This is a genomic window from Neptunomonas sp. XY-337, assembly GCF_004959845.1.
Classification (GTDB): Bacteria; Pseudomonadota; Gammaproteobacteria; order Pseudomonadales; family Balneatricaceae; genus Neptunomonas; species Neptunomonas marina.
The window spans coordinates 261,291-282,461 of record NZ_SPLL01000006.1; the positions used below are offsets into that span (position 1 = coordinate 261,291).

Sequence of the window (21,171 nt, forward strand, 5' to 3'; positions counted from 1 at the left end):
TCTTCGTGTTGTTCACGTAGGTATACCTAAAACATGTACAATAGCTCCATGCAGTCATTGGGGGCATGTCATGAAAATGGGCAACAGCAGTTACTCTAATTTAATCATCGCCGCTTAGAACTGAAAGTAGATAAACGGCGCAGTGCCGGTGGAAAATGCCACCACGAGGTATGTTGTGGTTACGATAACTCCCGCTTGTAACCATGAAGGCATACGGCAGTAGATATTCTTCCACTCAAATGTCCATTTTGATGGTGTGTAATGCAGCGCGGTGGCGATCAAGAGTGTTGCGCCACCCACTAAGCCTATCGGCGTGTGCGTATTCGTGAAGTTCGTCATCGCTTCTACGTATAGCCACGCATCGTCAAGGCTCCCGCCACGGAATAGTACTCTTGTGAAAGATACAAGGGTAAAAATCCAAAATACACGCCAGATCCAATGCAGCCCAGTGTATTCAAGGGGAGGTAAGCCAGCAGCTTTGCGACGGTTCATGCGCCAACGCTCGTAGGCGATCATGCTGGCATGGCAAATACCGTACACGACGAAATTCCATCCGGCACCGTGCCAAACGCCGATAGCAACGAAAGTAATGAATAGGTTGGCATACACGTTGCCATACTTGGAGCCGCCGAGGCCGTAGAATAAGTAGTCCCGAAAGAAAGATGACATTGATATATGCCAACGGCGCCAAAAGTCGCCGATGCTGGTGGCTTTATAAGGGCGATCAAAGTTGATCTGCAGTTCAAACCCTAAACACCGTGCCGTACCTCTGGCAATGTCTGTATAGCCAGAGAAATCCATATAAACTTGGTAACTGTACGCATACAGCGCGATGAGCAAGAACCAAGGAGAGTAGTCACCCGGTGATGCAAACGCAGGGTCAACGATATGCACGGCTAAAACATCGGCAATGGCTATTTTCTTTATAAAGCCGCGTATTATTAGTGCGACGCCAGATTCTACTGGGTTTTTCTGCTCCTCTTTGTAGCCTTCTTCGAGCTGCGGCAAAAAGTGACTTGCCCGCACAATGGGCCCAGCGACAAGCTGTGGGAAGAAGGCTACGAACAGAGAAAAATCACGCAAACTGCTGACCGGTTTTAGCCTGCCTCGATAGATATCCAACGAGTAACTAATGCTCTGAAACGTATAAAACGAGATTCCCACAGGTAGGATTATGCTTAACAAAGGCAGCGATGTTTCGACGCCTAGGTTGGTGAGCAATGTGTTGAATGAGTCGATAAAGAAGTTGGTATATTTGAAGTAAGCGAGTATCCCCAAACTACTGACCAATGAGAGCGTCAGCCAAGCTTTCTTTTTCGGTTGATCTGTAGCATCGGCGATTTTCTGGCCAATGATGTAGTTAATTAAGGTGATGCCGAAAATTAACCCAGCAAAGCGCCAATCCCAACACATGTAGAAGTAATAACTGGCTGCTAGCAAACAGTTCTTTTTCGCATCGTGGTTGTCGCGGAATATGCCTCTCACCAAGCCAAAAATAACGAGGAAAAAAACAACATAATGAAAAGACTGAAAAGCCACACCTTACTCCTTGTTATTCGGTAAGTCGGAGGCTATTTTTGCCGCAATAATTTCAGCAACGCGTTTGTTACCTTTAACAGAGAAATGTGATGAATCACCGAACCATTCCTCCCCACCTGGTAATTCACTCTGTAAATTAAAAAACCGCAACCCGTTTTCCTCAGACGCTGCGCGGATAATGTCATTATGTGCGTCATAGAGCGTCAGTAGCCCCGCGGTGTCAAAGCAGCCATTATAGTAACGGGCGGTCTCCGACAAGCTGGCTTGCTGCTCCTTTGGCATATCTCGCCGAAATGCTACGGCGTTGCCTATCACTAAAACGGGCTTTTCGGTGCGCTTTAAGCTTTGCAGCAGTGCTTCTAGGTTGTGGCTGAACTTGCTCTTATCAACGTCTTGGGGATTCAATAGCGCCTGACTTTTTGCAAGCGATGTTCGCAAGGCTACCGTATTTTTCGTGATTAATTCGGTGGTGAGTAGCCATTTCGGCAACGCCAGCGTAGGGAGAGAGTAGTCATCTTTTTCCGCTGCACTCTGACTCGGTTTGCAATAGCCGCCAAGGTCGTTAAATCCCGTGTACAAGATGTAGCGATCAACATCGAGCTTAGATAGCAGGTTATCGACGATCTTTCTCTGATCTTGCAGTGAGTAACCAGCGATCCCCGCATTTATTACGCGCATCGGTCGTGACGTTTTATCAAGACTGTTATTCAGAATGTCCTGTAACTGATAGGAGAGTGTGTCAGCGTTATTCCGTGTATAGGTTCCCATCACCGTAGAGGCACCCACTAACGCAATACGATACTGATTTTCTGGCTTTGGGGATTCAAGATCATCATCACGCAGGCCCAAAGCATTCGTTGTGATGACCGCGTTTGAACCAGCAAGTGTATGGTTTGGACGAAGCAGTTTTATGCCAAGTTGCTCGTTAAACTGATAGGTCGTCTCATTTGCTAGCGCGTTGAAAACACTCTGTCCAAACCGGATGTGGGAACGTACCTGTAAGGCTATCTCAATTAAGAGGAAGAGCGCTAAGGTAATAACGAGCGTATTACGACTCTTTCTAAGCATCTGCCAAGACTCATTCTCTCGTGAAAATACTCAAAACTGGGTATCAACTGACAAAGAGACCGATCCTTGGACGTTGTCTGTTTTGCTATTAATCCGAGTAGATTACTCAAATTTTTTTAATTGTCCCTAAATCGAGCCTATCGGGGCAATTACTAGTTGTAGTGCTTCAAGCATTACAGGGGGTAGGCTAGCCCTTATTGCGTCGCTTTTTTAGCTCTGTTTTAAGATAAAGTGCTTCGACCTTATCGCGTGCCCATGGTGTGCGGCGCAAGAATTTAAGGCTTGAATTGATGCTAGGATCTTTTTTGAAGCAATTGATATCGATCTGCTTTGCTAGCCCCTCCCATCCATAATAGGCCTCCAACTCGGTAACGATGTGTTTGAGTGTGATGCCGTGAAGAGGGTCATTGGCGCCGGGGTTAGTCATTGATACATCCTGCTTATTGGCTTGCATAGTTGTTCTTAATCGTTCAATTAGAAAATTCTATCACACTCTTAGAAACTATTAATTTCCGAAATAAAAGCCGGTTTTTTACTATCTCTCCTGTCGAACACATACATCATCTCAAAGGAGAGAATCATGTCACATACACTGATCAACACTGAAGTTAAGCCATTCAACGCGACCGCATTTCACAATGGCGAGTTTATCGAAGTTTCTGACGCAGACCTGAAAGGTAAATGGTCAGTTGTGTTTTTCTACCCTGCTGATTTCACATTCGTGTGCCCAACAGAGCTAGGCGATTTGGCTGACTACTACCCAGAACTTCAAGGTATGGGCGTTGAGGTATACAGCGTATCGACTGACACGCACTTCACGCACAAAGCGTGGCACGACACCTCTGACACGATCCAAAAGATCTCGTTCCCAATGATCGGTGATCCAACCGGTGCTATCACGCGCAATTTCGGTGTGATGATCGAAGAAGCGGGTCTGGCAGAGCGTGGCACATTCGTGATCGACCCAGAGGGCAAAATCCAGATCATCGAAATTAACGCCGGTGGTATCGGCCGAGATGCGGGTGAATTGGTACGTAAAATCAAGGCAGCGCAATATGTTGCGGCTCACCCAGGTGAAGTATGCCCAGCGAAATGGAAGGAAGGTGAAGAGACGCTAGCACCTTCGTTGGACCTTGTTGGCAAGATCTAAATAGCGATACCTAGCCTGCCCTGCGGGGCAGGCGTTTCAGACTTATTTGGAGGCACTATGTTAGACGCTACGATTCGCGAACAGCTATCCCAGTACTTAACTAACTTAAAGCAACCTATCGTATTAACGGTTTATGTTGACGATTCGGCCAAGTCGAAAGAGCTGCACGCATTGGCTAACGATGTAGCGGAGCTTTCCGATAAGGTCTCTACCCAAACAGAATCTGGCGAAGCAGGGCGAATCCCGCGCTTGCAAGTCAGCCCCGCAGGTGAAACATCGCGGGTTGCCTTCGCCGGAATCCCAATGGGTCACGAATTTACATCATTTGTGCTTGCGTTATTGCAAGCTGGTGGTCACCCCTCGAAAGAGGACCAAGCGTTACTAGCGCAGATTGGTACGCTTGATCAGCGCTTGGATTTTGTTTCATATATTTCGCTGTCGTGCCAGAACTGCCCTGCGGTTGTCCAAGCGCTTAACTTGATGGCGGCGTTAAACCCGAATATCACCCACACCATGGTGGATGGTGGGCTCTTCCCGCAGGAGGTTGAAGAGCGCAATATTCTTGCGGTCCCCGCGGTGTACTTAAACGATGAACTCTTTGGCCAAGGCCGTATGTCATTGAGTGATATTTTGGCGAAGTTAGATACCACCAGCGATAGCGAGCTGGCAGAATCGCTCAATGCAAAAGAGCCCTTCGATGTCTTAGTTGTAGGGGGTGGGCCTGCCGGTGCGGCTTCTGCGATCTATGCGGCACGTAAAGGGATCCGCACAGGTGTATTAGCTGAGCGTTTTGGTGGGCAAGTCGCTGACACGATGGCAATTGAGAATTTTATCTCGGTTGCAGCGACGGATGGCCCGAAACTGGTCCGCGATCTTGAGCAGCATGTCAAAGAGTATGACGTTGATGTGAATACCGGCGTGCGTGCGACGCATCTTGAACCGGCAGAGCAGCCTGGAGGTTACTCGACCGTCACATTAGACAATGGCGCGCAGCTAAAGAGTAAAGCGATCATTCTATCTACGGGCGCCCGCTGGAGAGAGATGAATGTACCGGGTGAACATGAGTACCGTGGTAAAGGCGTGGCGTACTGTCCGCACTGTGATGGTCCGTTGTTTAAAGGTAAAAAGGTTGCCGTTATTGGCGGCGGTAACTCGGGGATTGAAGCGGCCATTGATCTGGCGAAAATCGTTGACCATGTGACGGTATTGGAGTTTTCCGATGTGCTGCGTGCCGACGAAGTGCTCATCCGCAAAGCGCGCTCGCTTAAAAACATCGAGATTATCATGCAGGCGCAGACCACAGAAGTGGTGGGAGATGGCCAGCGGGTAACCGGTTTACGCTACACCGATCGCCAAAGCGGTGACTCACACGATATCGAATTGGCGGGCATCTTTGTACAGATCGGGTTGGTGCCTAACACGGAATGGCTGAAGGGTGCGGTTGAGCTGTCGCAACATGGCGAAATCATCATCGACGAGCGTGGCCAAACATCGGCATTAGGTGTGTTCGGTGCTGGGGATGCCACCACCGTGCCTTACAAGCAGATCATTATTGCAATGGGTGCGGGTGCAACGGCTTCACTCGGAGCGTTTGACTACTTAATCCGGTCAAGCGATAACGACTAGACTACGGTTTAACTGATCAAAGAGCCTAGCATTTAGCTAGGCTCTTTTTTGTTGTAGGGCCTGCAAGCAGTAGCGCAAAGTGGAGGCTTATATAAGCTCAGGCAGAGGCGAGCGTGGTTAACTTTGGCATGCAGCCCTCAGCAGGGGCCGTAATGGATACGCCCGCGCCATCTGGCCAACTAAGCGTATTATGTGCTTCTTGCAATGCATAAACCTGCTCTGCAATCTCTGAAGGCCATGCTTCGCAGCGGCGCGATTCCATATTCACAGCTAGCATCACACTCTCCATGGTGGCCATGAGCGTGTTGTCATTTGGGTCACGCATTTCGTGCCACAAGCGCAGGCGTTTGTTATCGCTGGACAGCAGACGCGAGTGCGCAACAACCTGTTGGCCCTGTTTGACCTCGCGGAAATAGCGCAGGGTATTCTGCACGGTGAAAGCGCTAAATTGGTGCTTGTCTCGTGAAGTGGCATCTAATCCGGCATGATCAAGAATGGTATCGGTCGCCGTAGTGAGCATGACGAGATAGTAGCCCTCGTTCAAGTGGCCGTTATAGTCACAAAACGAAGACGGTATAGGCTCATAGTGCGTGAGCAACATAGGCGTTCCTTTTACTTTCTGTCTCTGGACCGGTACGCTATCCGGCATTATTTTTTTAGGGCGCAAGTATAACCACACCTGCTATTTCTATGACAAGTCCTATTCTCTACACGTTTCGTCGATGTCCATACGCAATGCGTGCCCGTTTAGCGGTTGCTGCGAGCACTATAAAAGTAGAATTGCGTGAGATTATCTTAAAAAACAAGCCCGCAGCGATGCTGGAGGCGTCTCCAAAAGGCACGGTGCCTGTGCTCCTTGATACAGACGGCGCTGTCGTTGATGAAAGCTTGGATATCATGCATTGGGCACTCAAGCAGTCCGACCCAGAAGGCTGGTTAGATGCAAGCTACTACGAAAGCGGTATGCAGCTTATCGGGCAAAATGATACCGCGTTTAAGCCTTGGCTAGATCGATACAAGTATGCTGATCGCTATCCAGAGCATCCAATGAGCTATTATCGCGACCAGTGTGCCGATTGGCTGAGTGAGCTTGACCACAAGATTGCGTCAAACGGTGGAGGCCTGTTGGCATCGCACTATGTGTTGGCCGATTACGCGCTGTTTCCGTTTGTCCGACAGTGCGCTCATGTTGATAAAGCGTGGTTTAACGCTCAGCCTTGGCCTGCGTTACAACAATGGCTAACACACCACCTTGAAAGCGACTTATTTGGCGCAGTTATGCATAGATACCAACCTTGGGAGGCGGGCACACAGGGTGTTATGTTTCCCCAGATGAGCGAGTCGCTAGCTGACTGCTAGGGTACTGTGCTGAATAGCGCGGCACCTTTCTCCACTAAAAAGTCGATCAATACCCTGACTCTGCGTGCTTTTTGGCTATTTTGCATAAAGTAGACAAACAGACTGGGGTAGGGATACCAGTTGGCTTCGAGAACCGGTGTCAGCGAGCCGCGCTTAAAATCTTCTGCAACCAGTGGTGTCACAATCCGCCCGATACCAAGCCCCTTACGTGCTGCATCTACCATAACATCCGTATCATTGACGATTAACGCAAGTGGCATCTGTACAGATGCAGCCTGACCTTGGCTTTGCAACAAAAGCGGCGCCAACTGATTGGAGGCGATGTAACGATATTGGATCAGCTTGTGGTCCTTTAAGTCATCAGGCGTTTTGGGCACACCATAGCGCTCGATATAGCTCTCTGAAACAAACAGCGCCTCGCGCATAGGGGCGGTCAGCTGGCGGGCAACCATACCGGGGTCGATGCGATCACCAAAGCGAATGCCCATATCATGCCCTTCGCTGATGATATCGACGGACTTATCTGAAACGGATATCTCTAACTGGATATCAGGATAACGCGCGCAGAACTCGGCATAGATGGGGCGCAGAAAGAAATCGAACGCAAAGCGTGGCAATGTAATACTGACTTTGCCGGAGGGAGAAGTGTTCAAGTCTTGTACGCTCTCTAGTGCAAAATCGAGCGTTGAGATGGCCCCACTGACCTGCTCATGGAGTAGCTTTCCTGCTTCAGTGAGTTCAATGCGACGTGTACTGCGGGTAAACAGGGGCAATCCGATATGCGCTTCGAGCTGCTTTAATGCGTGACTGGCTGAGGGCGGCGCTACCTCGAGTTTACGTGCTGCTCCGCGAATACTGCCTTCCTCAACAATCGTGCGGAAAACGACCAACTGATGGAATGTGCTGCCCTTCATAACCCATCTCACTGTTCAATTTAAACTAATAGTCCATTAGTTATTGCAATTCTAATCTGTATCAATAGGGAAGGATACACTACCAAATATTCGATCAGCCAGTGCACAGAATAGTGGAGCAAACATGAGTAAAGTCGTTGTTATATCGGGTCATCCCGATCTAGAGCAGTCCTATACCAATACGGTTATTTTGCAGCAATTAGAAGCGAGTAAGCTTGATGTTGAAGTGCGCCGTTTGGACAGTCTTTATCCTGACTATCACATTGATGTGGCTGCCGAGCAGCGCGCTTTAATGGCGGCCGATGTCATCGTGTTGCAGTTCCCACTTTACTGGTACTCGACACCGGCTTTGTTAAAAAAGTGGCTTGATGACGTATTTGCATACAACTTTGCTTACGGAGCCGAAGGCGACAAGTTAAAGGGCAAAGACTTTTTCCTCTCACTGACGGTTGGCGGCCCCGAGGAGTCCTATGATCCGCTTGGCTATAACCACTTCACCGTCGAACAGATGCTTCATCCGTTGCAGCAAACGGCCTACCTAGCAGGTATGAATTACCGCGCACCGATCTATACCAACCGTATGGTTTTCATTCCGGGCGTCTACAACACCCAAGCAGACGTCGAGGAGCGAGCGCGAGATCATGCAACGCGCCTGATGAGCGCCATCCGCAAGGTGGTGGAATCGCCTGAGGCGATTATCAAAAAGTTTGTTGCTGCATGGTTCGCCGAGTTTGATCAATTGCCAGCAGAGTCCGAGTTCTTTACCCAGAGTCTAGCGAGCGATGTGCAGTGGGTCACGCCAGAGGGCGAGTTTGCTGGGCATGAAGGGTTTCGTGACTGGTACAACATCGCTAAAGCGACTTTTAAGCCAGGCTGTGATCACCATGTTGAGCAGATCACGGTGAATCCTAAAGGCGCAGGCTTTGAAGTGCAGCTGCGCATCCGTTTGATCGCTGAAACGCAGTCTGCGTCTGAATTTAAGGGTGCACCAGTGAATATGCTCGTCAATGAAACGTGGCAGGTGCAGATTGAGGCGGGACGTGTCGAGATTCAAACCTATCACGTTGAACCGGTTACCGCCTCGTAAGCGGCAGCTAGCAAAAGAGCAGGGCGCCTTAGTTGCAAGGCGCCCTGTTGTTATCACTTCTCTTTTTGCTGTGAGCTTAACTCAGCAATCATCGCTTTGAGCGATTGGATTTCGCTATGCAACGCTTGCATGGTTGGCTCGTTGTTCTCTTCTGACTTGCGTTCCTTCTCGGCAGCGTGTTCCGTTTCCATCACGTTCACAACGATACCGATCACCATATTGAGGAACGCAAAGGTGGTTAAAAATATAAAGGTTAAGTAGAAGAACCAACTTAACGGATAGACCGCCATCGTTTCATACATAACATCGGTCCAATCCTCGAAAGTCATGACCCGAAAGAGGGTAAGCATAGCAATCGAGATATCGCCCCAAAGTGTGTCATTTATGCCAGCAAAGAAGGTTGCACCGATCGCCGCATAAATATAAAAAATGATAAACATCAATAGGATAACGTATCCTAATTGAGGGAGCGCTTTAAGTAAGGAGTTCAGCAGCACGCGCAGCTCAGGCACGATAGATACCATCCGTAAAACACGGAAGATACGAATCAAACGGCCTACCAGTGCCATCTCGCTATCTTCGATAGGGATAAGGCTGACCACCACGATCAATGTATCGAAAATGTTCCAAGCGTTATGAAAAAAGCGCTTTTTATCAGGCTCACCTAAGAAACGAACGGTGATCTCCACCAAGAAAAATAGGGTGATCCCAACATCTAACCAACCGATCACGGTCAGCAGCGCAGGGGGCATATCATAGGTCTTCGCGCCGATCACCAGAGCTGAAAATAGAATAACGGACACAACAAAAAGCTCGAACGCTTTGTTGCTGCGCAGCGCGAAAAAGCGCGCTTGTAGATTTGCGTAATTCATGAGGCATGGGGTTCAGTAGTTAAATCGGCAGCACTTTACCGTTGTTTTGATGCGGGTAAAAGTGATTCTTAGTGGTATGGACGTTGTGCCGCGTGTTGTTAAAGCTGGCGCAAGTAGCGAGCGCCCCCTAAGTTGTCGATTGCACGGATGATTAAGCGCTGCTTACGCTTGAGCGAGCGGCTAGGTTGCAACGCTTGATAGCGCGCTGGGGCTGGCAGCATACAGGCCAGCATGGCGGATTGAGCGGTGTCCAGTTGTGTAACCGGTTTGTTGAACTGGTATTTAGCACCTTCGGCAACGCCGTAATGGAATGGCCCAAACTGCGCTAGATTTAGGTAAAGTTCTAGGATGCGAGATTTGCTTAAGGTGGTTTCCAGCAGCAAAGTTAGTGGAATCTCCAACGCCTTTCGCACATAGCTACGCTCCTCCCAAAGAAAGAGATTTTTGGCAAGCTGTTGGCTAATTGTGCTGCCACCTCTGGCCTTTTTGCCTGCGATAACTTGGTGTATTGCAGTTTTGAGCGCTTCAACATCAAAACCTGGGTGCTGAGCAAACTTTTGATCCTCTGCTGCGATGACCGCCATCTGCATTCTGGTTGGAATTTGGTCGAGACTTTGCCATCTATGCAGCGGGTAAGGCGTGTCCTGAATCACTGACATCAATTGTGCCCGCAGCATAAACGCGCTTGTGGGTGGGTTAACCCAGCGCAGAGCCACACTCATTAGCACAGGTGTCAGCGTTACGACTAGTATCGCAATGAGGATAAGCCGCTTGGCGCGCCGTAGGGTTAAACGTAGCAAAACAACTCCTGAAAATGGGAGATTTAACGCGCCATAAAGTCGATGAGGTCGCGCACGCGCGCCGGTAACAAGCGCCGGCTTGGATAAACGGCAAACATATCACGGTTGAGCATTTTAGCATCGGCCAACGCGAGACGGCGTAAGTTTCCATCGACCATCTCTTGCGGGAGCATCGCTATCCCCATGCCACGGCACACCGCATCCTTGATAACATCAAGGTCATCAATCTGGTGGCGTATCTGCTTAGGACGGACACGGCTGCCGCCGCTGAGTTCCCAATGCTGATGTGAAACAATCGCAGGTAGTTGCAATACTTCATCCAATTTAACGGGTGAAGTCAGTTCGTGCTGTTCGATAAAGCTTTGACTGGCACACAGACAATATTCAATTGGCCAAAGTTGGCGAGCAATTAGATTGGAGCTGTCTAGCGGCCCAACTCTGAATGCAAAGTCGATATGGTCACGAAAGAAATCTAGCATCGCATTGGTGGCAGTTAGGTGGATCGATAGCGCTGGGTTTTGCTCTGCGTACTCTAGCAACTTAGGGCCAACGGTGGTTCTGGCGGCGACTACAGGCGCTGTGATATGCACCGTGTGGCTTTTGATATCATCGGCAAAACCGGCGGCCTCATGGAGCGCTTCCATGGGAGCTTGGCAGCGGTTGAGCAAGCGCAAGCCCTCTTCAGTCAGGCGGACGCGGCGTGTTGAACGCTCCAGTAGCTTAACGCCGAAATGATCTTCCAGTTCAGCAATACGCCGACTAACACGACTAAGCGGAATACCGAGCTGGTCGGCAGCAGTAGAAAAACTTAAGTGCTTCGCAACCACTGTAAAGAGTGCAAGATCGTTATAAATCATTATTCTACCTGCGATATAATATCTTCTATATTTGGATATTATCATACTGGGCGTGGCTCGATATCCTCTTCTCAAATAGCTTTTAAGAGGAGATCAACATGTCTTATGCCATTCATATTCCCCAAGCCGGCTCACCGGATGTTTTACAGCGCATCGAGCATGACATCCCTGTACCCACTAAAGGGCAGGTGCTGATTCGCAACCACGCTACTGCCGTGAACTTTATTGATACCATCATTCGGCGCGGTGAGATGCCTGCTGGCATGATGCCAGATCTGCCGCATATACCGGGTGTAGAAGGCGCTGGATTTGTTGAAGCTGTGGGCGAAGGAGTGCAGGGCATATCCGTTGGTGAACGCGTGGCGTGGATGGGGCCTATCGGTGCGGGTGGTTACAGCACGCATTCGGTTATTGATGGGCACTACGTTACCCCAATATCCGCTTCCACCAGCTTTAACGCCGCGGCTGCGCTTCCTGTGAACGCTATGACCGCTTGGCATATGCTGGTTAACCTAGGCCGTGCTCAAGCGGGCGATACTGCGTTGATTCATGCAGCAGCTGGCGGTGTTGGGACAATGGCTATCCACATTGCTAAGCACCTCGGCCTAACTGTGATCGCATCGGTGAGTAGTGGTAAAAAGGATTATGCGCGTGCGCAAGGCGCAGATCATATCATCGATTACAAAACGGAAGTGCTTGTAGAGCGTGTCAAAGAGATCACCGACGGTCGCGGTGTCGATATTTCGCTAAATCCTATTTCTGGAGACTCCTTACGCGATGATATGAGCGCACTAGCACCATTGGGCACTGTGGTGCTGTTTGGCTTTTTGGCAGGGCCACCTGCAGGAACGTTTGCAGAGGATATGGCGCAGCATTTCCAGAAATCGATTGCCGTACGTGTCAGTGATATCTACACCTACTTCACTGCAAAACCTGACGCGTTCAATCGTGATATGCAGCAAGTGTTTGAACTAGCGCGCAGCGGTGTATTGGCGCCAACTATTACAGCGCAGCCGTTGGTCGATGCTGCGCAGGCGCACCAGCGTTTAGAGGCAGGTGAAACCACTGGCAAACTGGTTTTAGAGATCGACTAGCCGGTAACGAACACGAGAAACCCAGCCATTAGGTCGGATTGGCATCAACTCAGATCCTACCTTTGCTGTGTATGCAGAGCGATTCTGCTACATTATGCGCTCTTTTAAAGAGTCTTGGGGACGATCAGATGACAATCCGCCTAGGCGCTGCTGTGTTGGTGGCGTTGTGCTGGGGAGCGACCGCATTTGCGGCATCGCCTGTGTGGAAAATAGAGATAGCAGGTAACACGCTTTACCTAGGTGGTACCGTCCATGTTTTGAGTATCGACGATTATCCGCTACCGCAAGGGTTTGAGTCAGCGTTTAACGCATCTCAGCGCTTGGTTTTTGAAACCGACGTGCAGGCGATGCAGAACCCCACCTTCTATATCGACTTCTTTGGCCAATTAACCTACCCCGAAGGCCAAACACTAGCCAACGATCTACAGCCAGAGACGATGGCAAAGCTCAGCGCTCTGCTGGCCGCTCGCCAATGGCCTGCAGAGAGTGTTGTGCACTTTCGCCCCGGCGCCGCAGTTGCTGCGCTCACTATGATGGAGTTGGATCGGCTCGGGCTTGCGGAGGCGGGTGTTGATAGCTATCTCAGTGACAAAGCGCTCATAGCGCAAAAGCCCCAAGAGGGTCTGGAAACCGTCGCCGAACAAATTACGCTGCTTGCAACGATGGGCCAAGCTGATCCGGATAAGCTAGTGCTGCATAGCTTAGAAGAGGTGCAAACGCTTGCGAGTATGATGGCCGACTTAAAAGCCGCGTGGCGTGTGGGTGATAGGGAAGCGCTTGTTCAGCTTGGCATTGCGCCTTTTCAGGAAGCCTTTAGTGAGCTGTACCAGCGGCTGATTGTGGCACGTAACCAAGCCTGGTTACCCAAGATTGAGCGTTACCTGAGTACCGCTGAAACGGAGTTTGTGCTGGTGGGGGCGCTGCACCTTATCGGAAACGATGGTCTATTAAATACGCTGCAAGCGCGCGGTTATACGATATCCCAGTTGGAAGAGTAGGAGTATTTTGTGGAGTTTATGATACTGGGCACATCGTCGGGCATGCCAACGAAATCACGCAACGTATCGGGTTATGGCTTGCGTAAGAGCGCGGTAAAACCGTGGGTCATGATCGATTGTGGCGAGGCCACTCAGCATCAAGTGATGCGTATGCCGGTCTCTTTGTACCATTTAGAGGCGATCTTTATCACTCACCTACATGGTGATCACTGCTACGGCCTGCCGGGGCTGCTCTCAACGGCTGCCATGCAGTCCCGCCAGCGCCCGCTGACCATTGTTGCGCCAGCCGAGGTGTTAACCTTTGTGAATGCTGCGGTGGTGTGTAGCCAAATGGAGCTCGGCTTCGAGCTAGTGTTAGTCGATGTGACGACGCTTGCGCCGGACTTTACCACCGAGCACTTCGCGGTATCGGTGCACGCGCTTTCGCACCGCACCGCCTCGTACGCATACAGTTTTACGGAGCGGGAGGCCCTTTTCGGCAAGCCAGCCCGTAAGGTTGTGATTGCGGGTGATAACGATGAGCCAGCGCTACTAAAAGAGGCGGTACAGGGGGCAAGCTTTCTGTTGCATGAGGCAACGTACACTCAGGCAATCGCAGAGAAGATCGCGACCAACCCCCAGCATAGTTACGCGGCACAAGTGGCTGAATTCGCACAGGCCAGCGCGCTACCTGCGTTGGTATTAAGCCACTTTAGTGCACGTTATCTAGACTTTCCCACCCAGCGGCAACTCTCGCTAGACGATATTGAGGCGGAGGCAAGCGCGCATTACCAAGGGAATTTGTTTATCGCACGTGACCGCGATATCTACACGTTGGATGAAGCGGGTGCTTTATCGCTAACACAGCGCCAGCGACGTTTTCGTTAAAGACTGCTAGTATCTTTTTTGATATAAAGTTAATTATAATAAAGTGCATTTAATTTACTGTTTTAAAAGGCTTTATGTCGAATATTTTTCAGCCATTGTTTGACAGCCCAACGCATGTAGAGGAGGGCAACGAACAAGTAAATCGTTATCTCACGCAGGTGGCGATGAACCGTGTGAATGATGCGTTATTAGCCTATGAGCTGGCGTATGAGTGGCTACTTGAGCAGCGCTTTAGCGAGAACAATTTCAAAAGCTACCGCAGTGAAGTGACGATATTTCTACTGTGGGCCTTTGAGGTTGAGCAGTGTTCCGTTGCTGAAATAACCCGCCGCGTATTGATGCGTTATGTCCGGTTTTGTGTGGCGCCACCCGAAGCGCTGGTGGGGTATCACAATGTACCGCAGTTTATCGTCTGCAAAACGACGAAGGAGCGTATGCCAAATCCTGCATGGCGCCCTTTTCGCGGTCCGCGGATAGATGGCGTGCAGGCGCCGTATCAAATTACTGAACGTGCGCTCAAGACGAAGCTTGCGATTCTCTCCTCTTTTTTCAATTTTCTCATCGAGGCTGATTACACCGAGATCAATCCGGCCATGGTGCTCTTAAAGAACGGCCGCTTTAAGGCCGCTTATGGCATCGTCGATCAATCACCGCCGGACGAGATCAAGGCGTTTAGCGAGTTGCAGTGGTCTTATATTGTTGAAACCGCCGAGCAGCTCGCGGCAGAAGAACCGGAACTGCACGAGCGCACCTTGTTTTTAATCGCGCTGATGTATAGCTGTTACCTGCGGATCTCTGAAGTGTCGGCGCGGCCCGGCTTCGCGCCGGTGATGGGGCTGTTCCGCCGTGATAACCACACCGGCGTTTGGGGTTTCTTTATTCCGGCCAGTAAGGGCGGGAAATCGCGCACCGTGGCGTTATCGAACTCTATGCTGGCAGCATTGAAGCGTTATCGGCGCTTTTTAGGCTTAACAGCCTTACCCACGCGCAATGATGATACGCCATTGTTTGTGCGCCACCGAGCGAGTGGCCGAGGACGAGATGCAGGCCTTAAAAACGCGAACTTGGGGATTCGTCACCTGCGTGATGAGATCAGCGCCTTGTTTAATCGCACTGCTGATCGCCTAACACACGACGGGCTTTACGAGGATGCTCAAGAGGTCCGAAATATGACGCCACACGCGATTCGGCATACCGGCATCTCCCATGATATTAACTTAAACCAGCGGCCGTTAGCGCATGTGCAAGCCGATGCCGGTCACGACAGTATTGATACCACGTCCCACTATCTGCACACGACTCAGGTGGAGCGGCACGAGTCGGCTGCGGGCAAACCGATTGATCGTTTAGAGGCGTTGCGCTGATCAGATACGCGGCACTAGGCTATTAGTCGTAATGAAGCCAAAGTCTTTGAAAAAGATCGGTTATTTAGTTTTGTTGTCATCGTTTTTCAGTAGAATGTCGGCTGGCCAACTACAAAACCTTGACCTTGGCTGAATGGTGTGGAGGACTCCACATTTCAAGGATATTCGCCCCGAAGGAGCGTTCGGTGAAAAATTTAAAAATAAAACATAAGATCCTTTTACTTACAGTTCTACCCCTGACGATCACACTGGTTGCGCTGCTGTTTATCTCGATTGCGCAAATCCGCTCATTGGGTGAGGCGGAGATCGTACAAGTACGTCAGACGATGATGGAAGCCAAAAAAGAGTCGCTGAAAAATTACTTAGCGATTGTGAAAACATCCATCCTGCCGATCATCAAAAGCGATCAACCTGAAGATGTTGTGCGCCAGAAGGTTGATGCGGTGTTGCGCTCTATCCGTTATGGCAGCAACAATGGCTATATTTTCGCGATCGCATACGATGGCATCACGCAGGTTCAGCCGATCAAAATCAGCCTTGAGGGGAAAAATACGCTCGAACTTGAGGATGAGAACGGCGTGCGCTTCATCGAAGAGCTGATCCGTGCAGCACGTAATGGTAGCGGTTATGTCGAATATATGTGGCGCAAACCCTCTATCGAGCAGTCAGCGCCTAAGTTGGCCTATGCTGTCGATCTGCCTGAGTTTAACTGGATTCTGGGTACGGGCTTCTATATCGACGATATTGACCTAGTCATTGAGCGCCGCCAGCGTGAGATTGACGACAAGGTAAAAGCGACGACGATTTTATCATTGGTGGTGGGGCTGGTTATTCTGCTGGTGATTATCGCTGTGAACCTGTGGATCTCGAACCGCGCCTTGGTAAAACCGATCCGTGAGCTGTCTGAAAGTGCTCGCCAGATGAGCTTGGGTAAGATGGATACAGAGATCAACGTGGAGTCTAACGACGAGATTGGCGAACTGGCAGACGCGGTAAAACGTATGCAGAAGAGCTTGCTGGTGATCTTTAAAAAGCTGAAACAGAAATAGTTAGCACCCATCTTTGCAAGAGGCAGCGAAAGCTGCCTTTTTTGTTGCTAAACTTCTTAAGCTGTTGTGAGTGTTTTAGCGCCGCGCTTGTCACGTGATAGCGGGGCTAATCGAACTTAACTTCTGCCTATTATCAAATAGTTAATTACACGAGTGCAGCCAACTTCTAGGCTGTTTTAGTTGTCCTGTTCCCGATGTTTGTAGGATAAGAATGAAAAAAAACCGTGATGACCTGCCGTTGATCTTAGGTCTCTTTAGTGTGCTGTTTATCGGTATTTACGTTGTTGATGGCAGCCAGCTCTGGATCAAGATGAGCGAGCTAGTTTTTGCGCCGTTGTCCGCGTTGCCGTTAGCACTGGGTTTAACCGGTTTGGTGTTGCTTTGGTATGTTGTTGAGCTTTGGAAAGACAGCCAAGCGGCCCATGAAGAGCTCAACGATGCACTGGCTAAAATGCAGAACGAGGTTGAGGAGCGCCGTCTTGCAGAAGAGCACGCGCACATTCTAACAGCGACTAAAAATGAGATTATCGAGAGCGAGCTGCAGCGGACAAAACGCCTCGAACAGATCCGCAGCATGGGGGATTTCCTTGCCGGTGCCAGCTCCCTAAAAGAGTTGCGACAGATCGCTGTGCGCTCGCTCAACACCATTCTTCCGGAGTATACGGTAGGCGTGCTATTCGCTGATCGCGAGTTTAAACGCTGGAAGTTGATAGGCGCTTGGGGCGAGCACAAAGAGAGTGTCCACACCGAGATCGATATCGAGAGCTGCTGGGTGCTGCGCCAAGGGCAGGCCTACAAAGATCGCTCCTCCACACAGATGATGATGTGTGATCAAGCCAACCTAACGACAATTAAGTCCGTTGCCTGTTACCCCATATTCTGCCGCGATATGCAATTTGGTGTGCTGCATATCCGCTCCGATAAACCGCAAGAGCCACTGCTCTCTACAGATGATGAGAAGTTGATTATCGGTGTCTGTAATACACTTGGGCTGCACTTTTACAACGCGCAGTTACGTGCTGAGCTGAGTATGGCATCTAACCGCGATGCGTTAACGGGGCTCTTAAACCGGCGCGGCCTAGGTAACACGCTAAAACGAGAGATCCGCTCCGCTGTTGCGCAGAAGTATGAAGTTGCGGTGGCGATGATCGATATCGACCACTTTAAACAGTACAACGATACCTACGGCCACCCCGAAGGTGACAAAGCGCTGCGCTTAGTTGCAGAGGTGCTAACCGAGAACACGCGCGCGCGCGATGTTGTGGTGCGCTACGGTGGTGAAGAGTTTATGTTGATTCTGCCCAACACCACAAAAGCTGAGGCGGAGTCAAAACTCAATACATTGATCAAGACGGTTGAGAGCGAGTCTAAAAACAGCCCGCAGTGTCAGCGGGCGATCACGCTATCGGTGGGTGTGGCTTGCGCGCCGCGAGACCAGCGCAGCGAAGAAGCCTTAGTGCGCTTAGCCGATGTCGCGCTTTACAGTGCCAAGAAACTTGGGCGTAATCGCGTGGTTACACACAAGTCTGAGCCACAAGATAAGATTATTCGTAGTCGTGCGCGTACTTAAATCAGCTATTTAGCAAACTGCCGTTTTTATTGATCTCGATATACGCATTTAGGTTTTCAGATGCCACGCCTTTTTATTGCAGAAAAACCCAGCCTTGGCCGCGCGATCGCTGCGGCTTTACCGAGCCCGCAAAAGAAAGATCAAGGGTTTATCCGCTGTGGCAACGGCGATGTGGTTACCTGGTGTATTGGCCACTTGCTTGAGCAGGTTGAACCCGATGCTTACGATGAAAAATACAAGCGCTGGAACCTTGATGATCTGCCCATTATTCCTGACAAGTGGAAGCTCAAACCACGTAAGGAAGCAGCGAAGCAACTGAGCGTTGTGCGTAAGCTACTCAAAGAGTTTGATACAGTTGTGCACGCCGGTGACCCTGATCGCGAGGGCCAGTTGCTTGTTGATGAGGTGATCGATTATTGCCGCGTTAGTAAGGCCAAGAAAGATAAGATTCAGCGCCTGCTGATTAGCGACTTGAACTTGCCAGCGGTTAAAACATCGCTTAGCCAGATGCGCAGCAATCGCGAATTTATACCGTTATCTATATCTGCATTGGCGCGCTCAAGAGCTGACTGGTTATACGGGATGAACATGTCTCGCGGCTACACGCTGCTGGGGCAGAAGGCCGGTTATAAAGGCGTATTATCGGTTGGCCGCGTACAATCGCCGTTGGTTGGGTTAGTAGTGCGCCGCGATGAAGAGATAGAGAACTTCGTCCCGAAGGACTTCTACACCCTAGATGCTGTTATTCCGTATCAACAAGCCCCTATTTTAGCGCGCTGGCAACCCAGCGAAGCATGTCAGCCTTGGCAGGATGAAGAGGGCAGAGTGCTTAACCGTAAGTTGGTTGAGAATGTCGCATCACGTATAGCTGGCCAGTTGGCTACCGTCACGGCATCTGAGCAGAAGCAGAGTAAACAAGCGCCGCCACTACCGTATTCGTTATCGGCCCTACAGATTGATGCGGCGAAACGCTTTGGTATGAGCGCGCAGCAGGTATTGGATGCGTGCCAATCCCTGTATGAGAAGCATAAGCTGATCACCTATCCGCGCTCTGATAGCCGGCACCTGCCGGTAGAGCACTTTAAGCAAGCCAGCGCAGTGCTTGGTGCCGTCTCTAACAATGAGGCTACATTGGCGCAGGCGGTTGCTGGGGCTGATCAAACGCTACGCTCAAAAGCTTGGAATGATAGTAAAGTGGATGCCCACCACGCGATTATTCCAACCCCTAAAAAGCAGTCGTTAAGTGGTTTATCAACTCACGAAGCTAACATCTACCAACAAGTTGCACGCCAGTACATCATGCAGTTCTACCCAGCGGCGGTGTACGCAGACTCCAAGCTGATCTTTGATATTGCGGGGGGCTGCTTTATCGCCAAAGGGCGCGTGCTAATTGAGCCCGGCTGGAAAGCGCTGCTGGGCAAAGATGCCCAAGATAAAGACGATAATACCGTGCCGGCCTTACCTAAGGGGGCGGAACTGACGTGTACCGAAGGCTTGATAAAAGACCGTAAAACAGAGCCGCCCAAGCACTTTACCGAAGCAACGCTGCTACAAGCGATGACCGGAATCGCCAAATTTGTTGCCGACAAAGAGCTGAAAAAGATTCTCAAAGAGACCGATGGCTTAGGCACCGAAGCAACACGAGCAGGCATTATTGAAACGCTATTAAAGCGCAAACTGTTAACGCGTGCTGGTAAGCTTATCAAAAGCACCGCCGCAGGGCGGGGGTTGATTCATGCCTTACCATCAGAATCTACCTATCCCGATATGACCGCCCACTGGGAGCACCAACTGCACTCTATGGCTGAGCGTGGCTACGCCTATCAACCCTTCATGGATGGGCTGGTCAAGCAGGTTGAAACCATTGTGGTGCAGTTGAAAGCGGGCGATGTTCCCGAGTCCTTGCGCCACCTGCCAGCGGTGGAACCTAAAAACTCTAAGAGAAAAAGAAGAGCTACTAAAAAGAAAGCGTAATGCCTAAAAACAGGCCTTGCCATCGCAGACACCCGCGATGTACTGTTTTATTAGTGTTCTGGCAAGTAAACGCGTAGATCGTGTTGCTTGAAAGCAGGAAGCTGAGCCATAAGAAAGATCGCCTTTACCTGTATGGATAGCCAACCTATTTTTCCTGCCGTTTTTTAAGCCTCGCAAAGCGAGAACCTGCCACTCTATTTTTTCTGAAGCTGATGGTGTTGATTTAAACCCTTTTAAAACAATGGTTTAAAAATTTAGCCCAAAAGTCAGAAAAATAAAATGACATCATTTAAATAATTATTATGATGCCGCGTGGCGTCATAATCAGGCTGTTAAATTGCATGGAAGGAAATTATGCACCTCCGCGAAGTAACGGAAGACGATATTTCCGATATCTGTAGGCTTCCAAGTACACGAGAAGAGCTTTTTTATTGCTTCCCTAGAGCAGTTTTCCCACTTTCGGAAGCGGAGGTACGCCAGAGTATTAAAAAGCGCTCTGACTCAACTGTCGTGGAAGTCGAGGGGCGTGTTGTTGCGTTCGCAAATTTTTACCGGTGGGAAGAAGGGCTGTGCTCAATCGGTAACGTTGTAGTAGCGGCTGATACGAGAGGTTCCGGAGTGGGCAGTTGTCTGATTAAGCATATGGTCACGTTGGGGTTTGAGAAGCATTACGCGAAGGCGGTTTCCGTGTCATGTTTTAACCGAAACGCAGCAGGGTTGCTCTTTTACCCCAAGTTAGGCTTCCTGCCTTACGATATTGAGCAACGGGTCGATTACAATGGCGATCGGGTGGCACTGATTCACCTAAGGGTGGAGAATAATGCAATTTAACAAGTCACAGCAGTCGCTCACGTTGGTCGCTGGGACGTCCAAAACGCTGCGCTTATTTGGCCGCCCCTGTGTGCGGCGTTATGTTTCAAAACCACCATGCAGATAGCGAATCAAATAGAGCCAGGGTTCTCCACAGCTGATGCTGAGTACCC

20 protein-coding genes are annotated in these 21,171 nt (G+C 50.1%); 12 read left to right on the top strand and 8 right to left on the bottom strand.

Going from position 1 to position 21,171, the window contains the following annotated elements; all coding sequences use genetic code 11:
- Positions 1 to 114: 114 nt before the first annotated feature.
- The 3 genes from E4L36_RS14615 to E4L36_RS14625 all read right to left on the bottom strand — a co-directional run bounded on the left by E4L36_RS14615 (position 115) and on the right by E4L36_RS14625 (position 3,061).
- Entirely contained in the window at positions 115 to 1,539 is a 1,425-nt protein-coding gene (locus E4L36_RS14615) for an MBOAT family O-acyltransferase (RefSeq protein WP_136681213.1), read from the bottom strand.
- Between the two features lie 3 nt (positions 1,540 to 1,542).
- On the bottom strand, positions 1,543 to 2,607 hold the full coding sequence (locus E4L36_RS14620) for a GDSL-type esterase/lipase family protein (RefSeq protein ID WP_136681214.1): 1,065 nt from the start codon (positions 2,605 to 2,607) through the stop codon (positions 1,543 to 1,545).
- A 187-nt stretch (positions 2,608 to 2,794) separates the two neighbouring features.
- Positions 2,795 to 3,061: a VF530 family protein gene (locus tag E4L36_RS14625; protein ID WP_240770758.1), complete on the bottom strand. Its 267-nt coding sequence runs from the start codon at positions 3,059 to 3,061 to the stop codon at positions 2,795 to 2,797.
- A gap of 126 nt (positions 3,062 to 3,187) precedes the next feature.
- Here E4L36_RS14625 and ahpC point away from each other — a divergent pair, with 126 nt between their 5' ends.
- Complete coding sequence (gene ahpC, locus E4L36_RS14630; RefSeq protein ID WP_127693815.1) at positions 3,188 to 3,757, top strand: alkyl hydroperoxide reductase subunit C; 570 nt, start codon at positions 3,188 to 3,190, stop codon at positions 3,755 to 3,757.
- Positions 3,758 to 3,814: 57 nt separating this feature from the next.
- Positions 3,815 to 5,383 (top strand): alkyl hydroperoxide reductase subunit F, encoded by a 1,569-nt coding sequence (gene ahpF / locus E4L36_RS14635; RefSeq protein WP_136681215.1) that lies wholly within the window; start codon positions 3,815 to 3,817, stop codon positions 5,381 to 5,383.
- Positions 5,384 to 5,480: 97 nt separating this feature from the next.
- On the opposite strand, the gene E4L36_RS14640 is transcribed toward ahpF, so the two are convergent.
- The gene (locus tag E4L36_RS14640; protein WP_169051554.1) at positions 5,481 to 5,984 is read right to left on the bottom strand and encodes a thioesterase family protein; all 504 of its coding nucleotides are present in this window, start codon (positions 5,982 to 5,984) and stop codon (positions 5,481 to 5,483) included.
- Between the two features lie 89 nt (positions 5,985 to 6,073).
- Here E4L36_RS14640 and E4L36_RS14645 point away from each other — a divergent pair, with 89 nt between their 5' ends.
- Positions 6,074 to 6,742: a glutathione S-transferase gene (locus tag E4L36_RS14645; RefSeq protein WP_136681217.1), complete on the top strand. Its 669-nt coding sequence runs from the start codon at positions 6,074 to 6,076 to the stop codon at positions 6,740 to 6,742.
- Here E4L36_RS14645 and E4L36_RS14650 read toward each other — a convergent pair.
- Positions 6,739 to 7,656: a LysR family transcriptional regulator gene (locus E4L36_RS14650; RefSeq protein WP_136681218.1), complete on the bottom strand. Its 918-nt coding sequence runs from the start codon at positions 7,654 to 7,656 to the stop codon at positions 6,739 to 6,741. The two genes, E4L36_RS14645 and E4L36_RS14650, sit on opposite strands and share 4 nt — an antisense overlap.
- A 124-nt stretch (positions 7,657 to 7,780) precedes the next feature.
- On the opposite strand from E4L36_RS14650, the gene E4L36_RS14655 reads away from it, so the two are divergent.
- Positions 7,781 to 8,743 (top strand): NAD(P)H-dependent oxidoreductase, encoded by a 963-nt coding sequence (locus E4L36_RS14655; RefSeq protein ID WP_136681219.1) that lies wholly within the window; start codon positions 7,781 to 7,783, stop codon positions 8,741 to 8,743.
- A 53-nt stretch (positions 8,744 to 8,796) separates the two neighbouring features.
- Here the strand turns inward: E4L36_RS14655 and E4L36_RS14660 are convergent, their stop codons facing one another.
- The 3 genes from E4L36_RS14660 to E4L36_RS14670 all read right to left on the bottom strand — a co-directional run bounded on the left by E4L36_RS14660 (position 8,797) and on the right by E4L36_RS14670 (position 11,272).
- Positions 8,797 to 9,615 carry an ion transporter gene (locus E4L36_RS14660; RefSeq protein WP_136681220.1) on the bottom strand — a complete coding sequence of 273 codons (819 nt, stop codon included), beginning with the start codon at positions 9,613 to 9,615 and terminating at the stop codon, positions 8,797 to 8,799.
- 98 nt (positions 9,616 to 9,713) lie between these two features.
- Entirely contained in the window at positions 9,714 to 10,415 is a 702-nt protein-coding gene (gene mtgA, locus E4L36_RS14665) for a monofunctional biosynthetic peptidoglycan transglycosylase (protein WP_136681221.1), read from the bottom strand.
- 23 nt (positions 10,416 to 10,438) lie between these two features.
- The gene (locus tag E4L36_RS14670; RefSeq protein WP_169051555.1) at positions 10,439 to 11,272 is read right to left on the bottom strand and encodes a LysR family transcriptional regulator; all 834 of its coding nucleotides are present in this window, start codon (positions 11,270 to 11,272) and stop codon (positions 10,439 to 10,441) included.
- Positions 11,273 to 11,370: 98 nt separating this feature from the next.
- Here E4L36_RS14670 and E4L36_RS14675 point away from each other — a divergent pair, with 98 nt between their 5' ends.
- The 8 genes from E4L36_RS14675 to E4L36_RS14710 all read left to right on the top strand — a co-directional run bounded on the left by E4L36_RS14675 (position 11,371) and on the right by E4L36_RS14710 (position 21,019).
- Entirely contained in the window at positions 11,371 to 12,366 is a 996-nt protein-coding gene (locus E4L36_RS14675; RefSeq protein WP_136681223.1) for a zinc-binding dehydrogenase, read from the top strand.
- A gap of 128 nt (positions 12,367 to 12,494) precedes the next feature.
- Positions 12,495 to 13,364, top strand: a complete 870-nt coding sequence (locus E4L36_RS14680; protein WP_169051556.1) for a TraB/GumN family protein — start codon at positions 12,495 to 12,497, stop codon at positions 13,362 to 13,364.
- A gap of 18 nt (positions 13,365 to 13,382) precedes the next feature.
- Positions 13,383 to 14,231 carry a ribonuclease Z gene (locus E4L36_RS14685; protein ID WP_346763630.1) on the top strand — a complete coding sequence of 283 codons (849 nt, stop codon included), beginning with the start codon at positions 13,383 to 13,385 and terminating at the stop codon, positions 14,229 to 14,231.
- Positions 14,232 to 14,305: 74 nt separating this feature from the next.
- Positions 14,306 to 15,595 carry a site-specific integrase gene (locus E4L36_RS14690; RefSeq protein WP_136681226.1) on the top strand — a complete coding sequence of 430 codons (1,290 nt, stop codon included), beginning with the start codon at positions 14,306 to 14,308 and terminating at the stop codon, positions 15,593 to 15,595.
- Between the two features lie 185 nt (positions 15,596 to 15,780).
- Entirely contained in the window at positions 15,781 to 16,644 is an 864-nt protein-coding gene (locus tag E4L36_RS14695) for a cache domain-containing protein (protein ID WP_136681227.1), read from the top strand.
- A 211-nt stretch (positions 16,645 to 16,855) separates the two neighbouring features.
- Entirely contained in the window at positions 16,856 to 18,214 is a 1,359-nt protein-coding gene (locus E4L36_RS14700) for a diguanylate cyclase (RefSeq protein ID WP_136681228.1), read from the top strand.
- Between the two features lie 60 nt (positions 18,215 to 18,274).
- On the top strand, positions 18,275 to 20,188 hold the full coding sequence (locus tag E4L36_RS14705; RefSeq protein WP_136681229.1) for a DNA topoisomerase III: 1,914 nt from the start codon (positions 18,275 to 18,277) through the stop codon (positions 20,186 to 20,188).
- 354 nt (positions 20,189 to 20,542) lie between these two features.
- On the top strand, positions 20,543 to 21,019 hold the full coding sequence (locus tag E4L36_RS14710; protein ID WP_136681230.1) for a GNAT family N-acetyltransferase: 477 nt from the start codon (positions 20,543 to 20,545) through the stop codon (positions 21,017 to 21,019).
- The last annotated feature ends 152 nt before the right edge of the window (positions 21,020 to 21,171 follow it).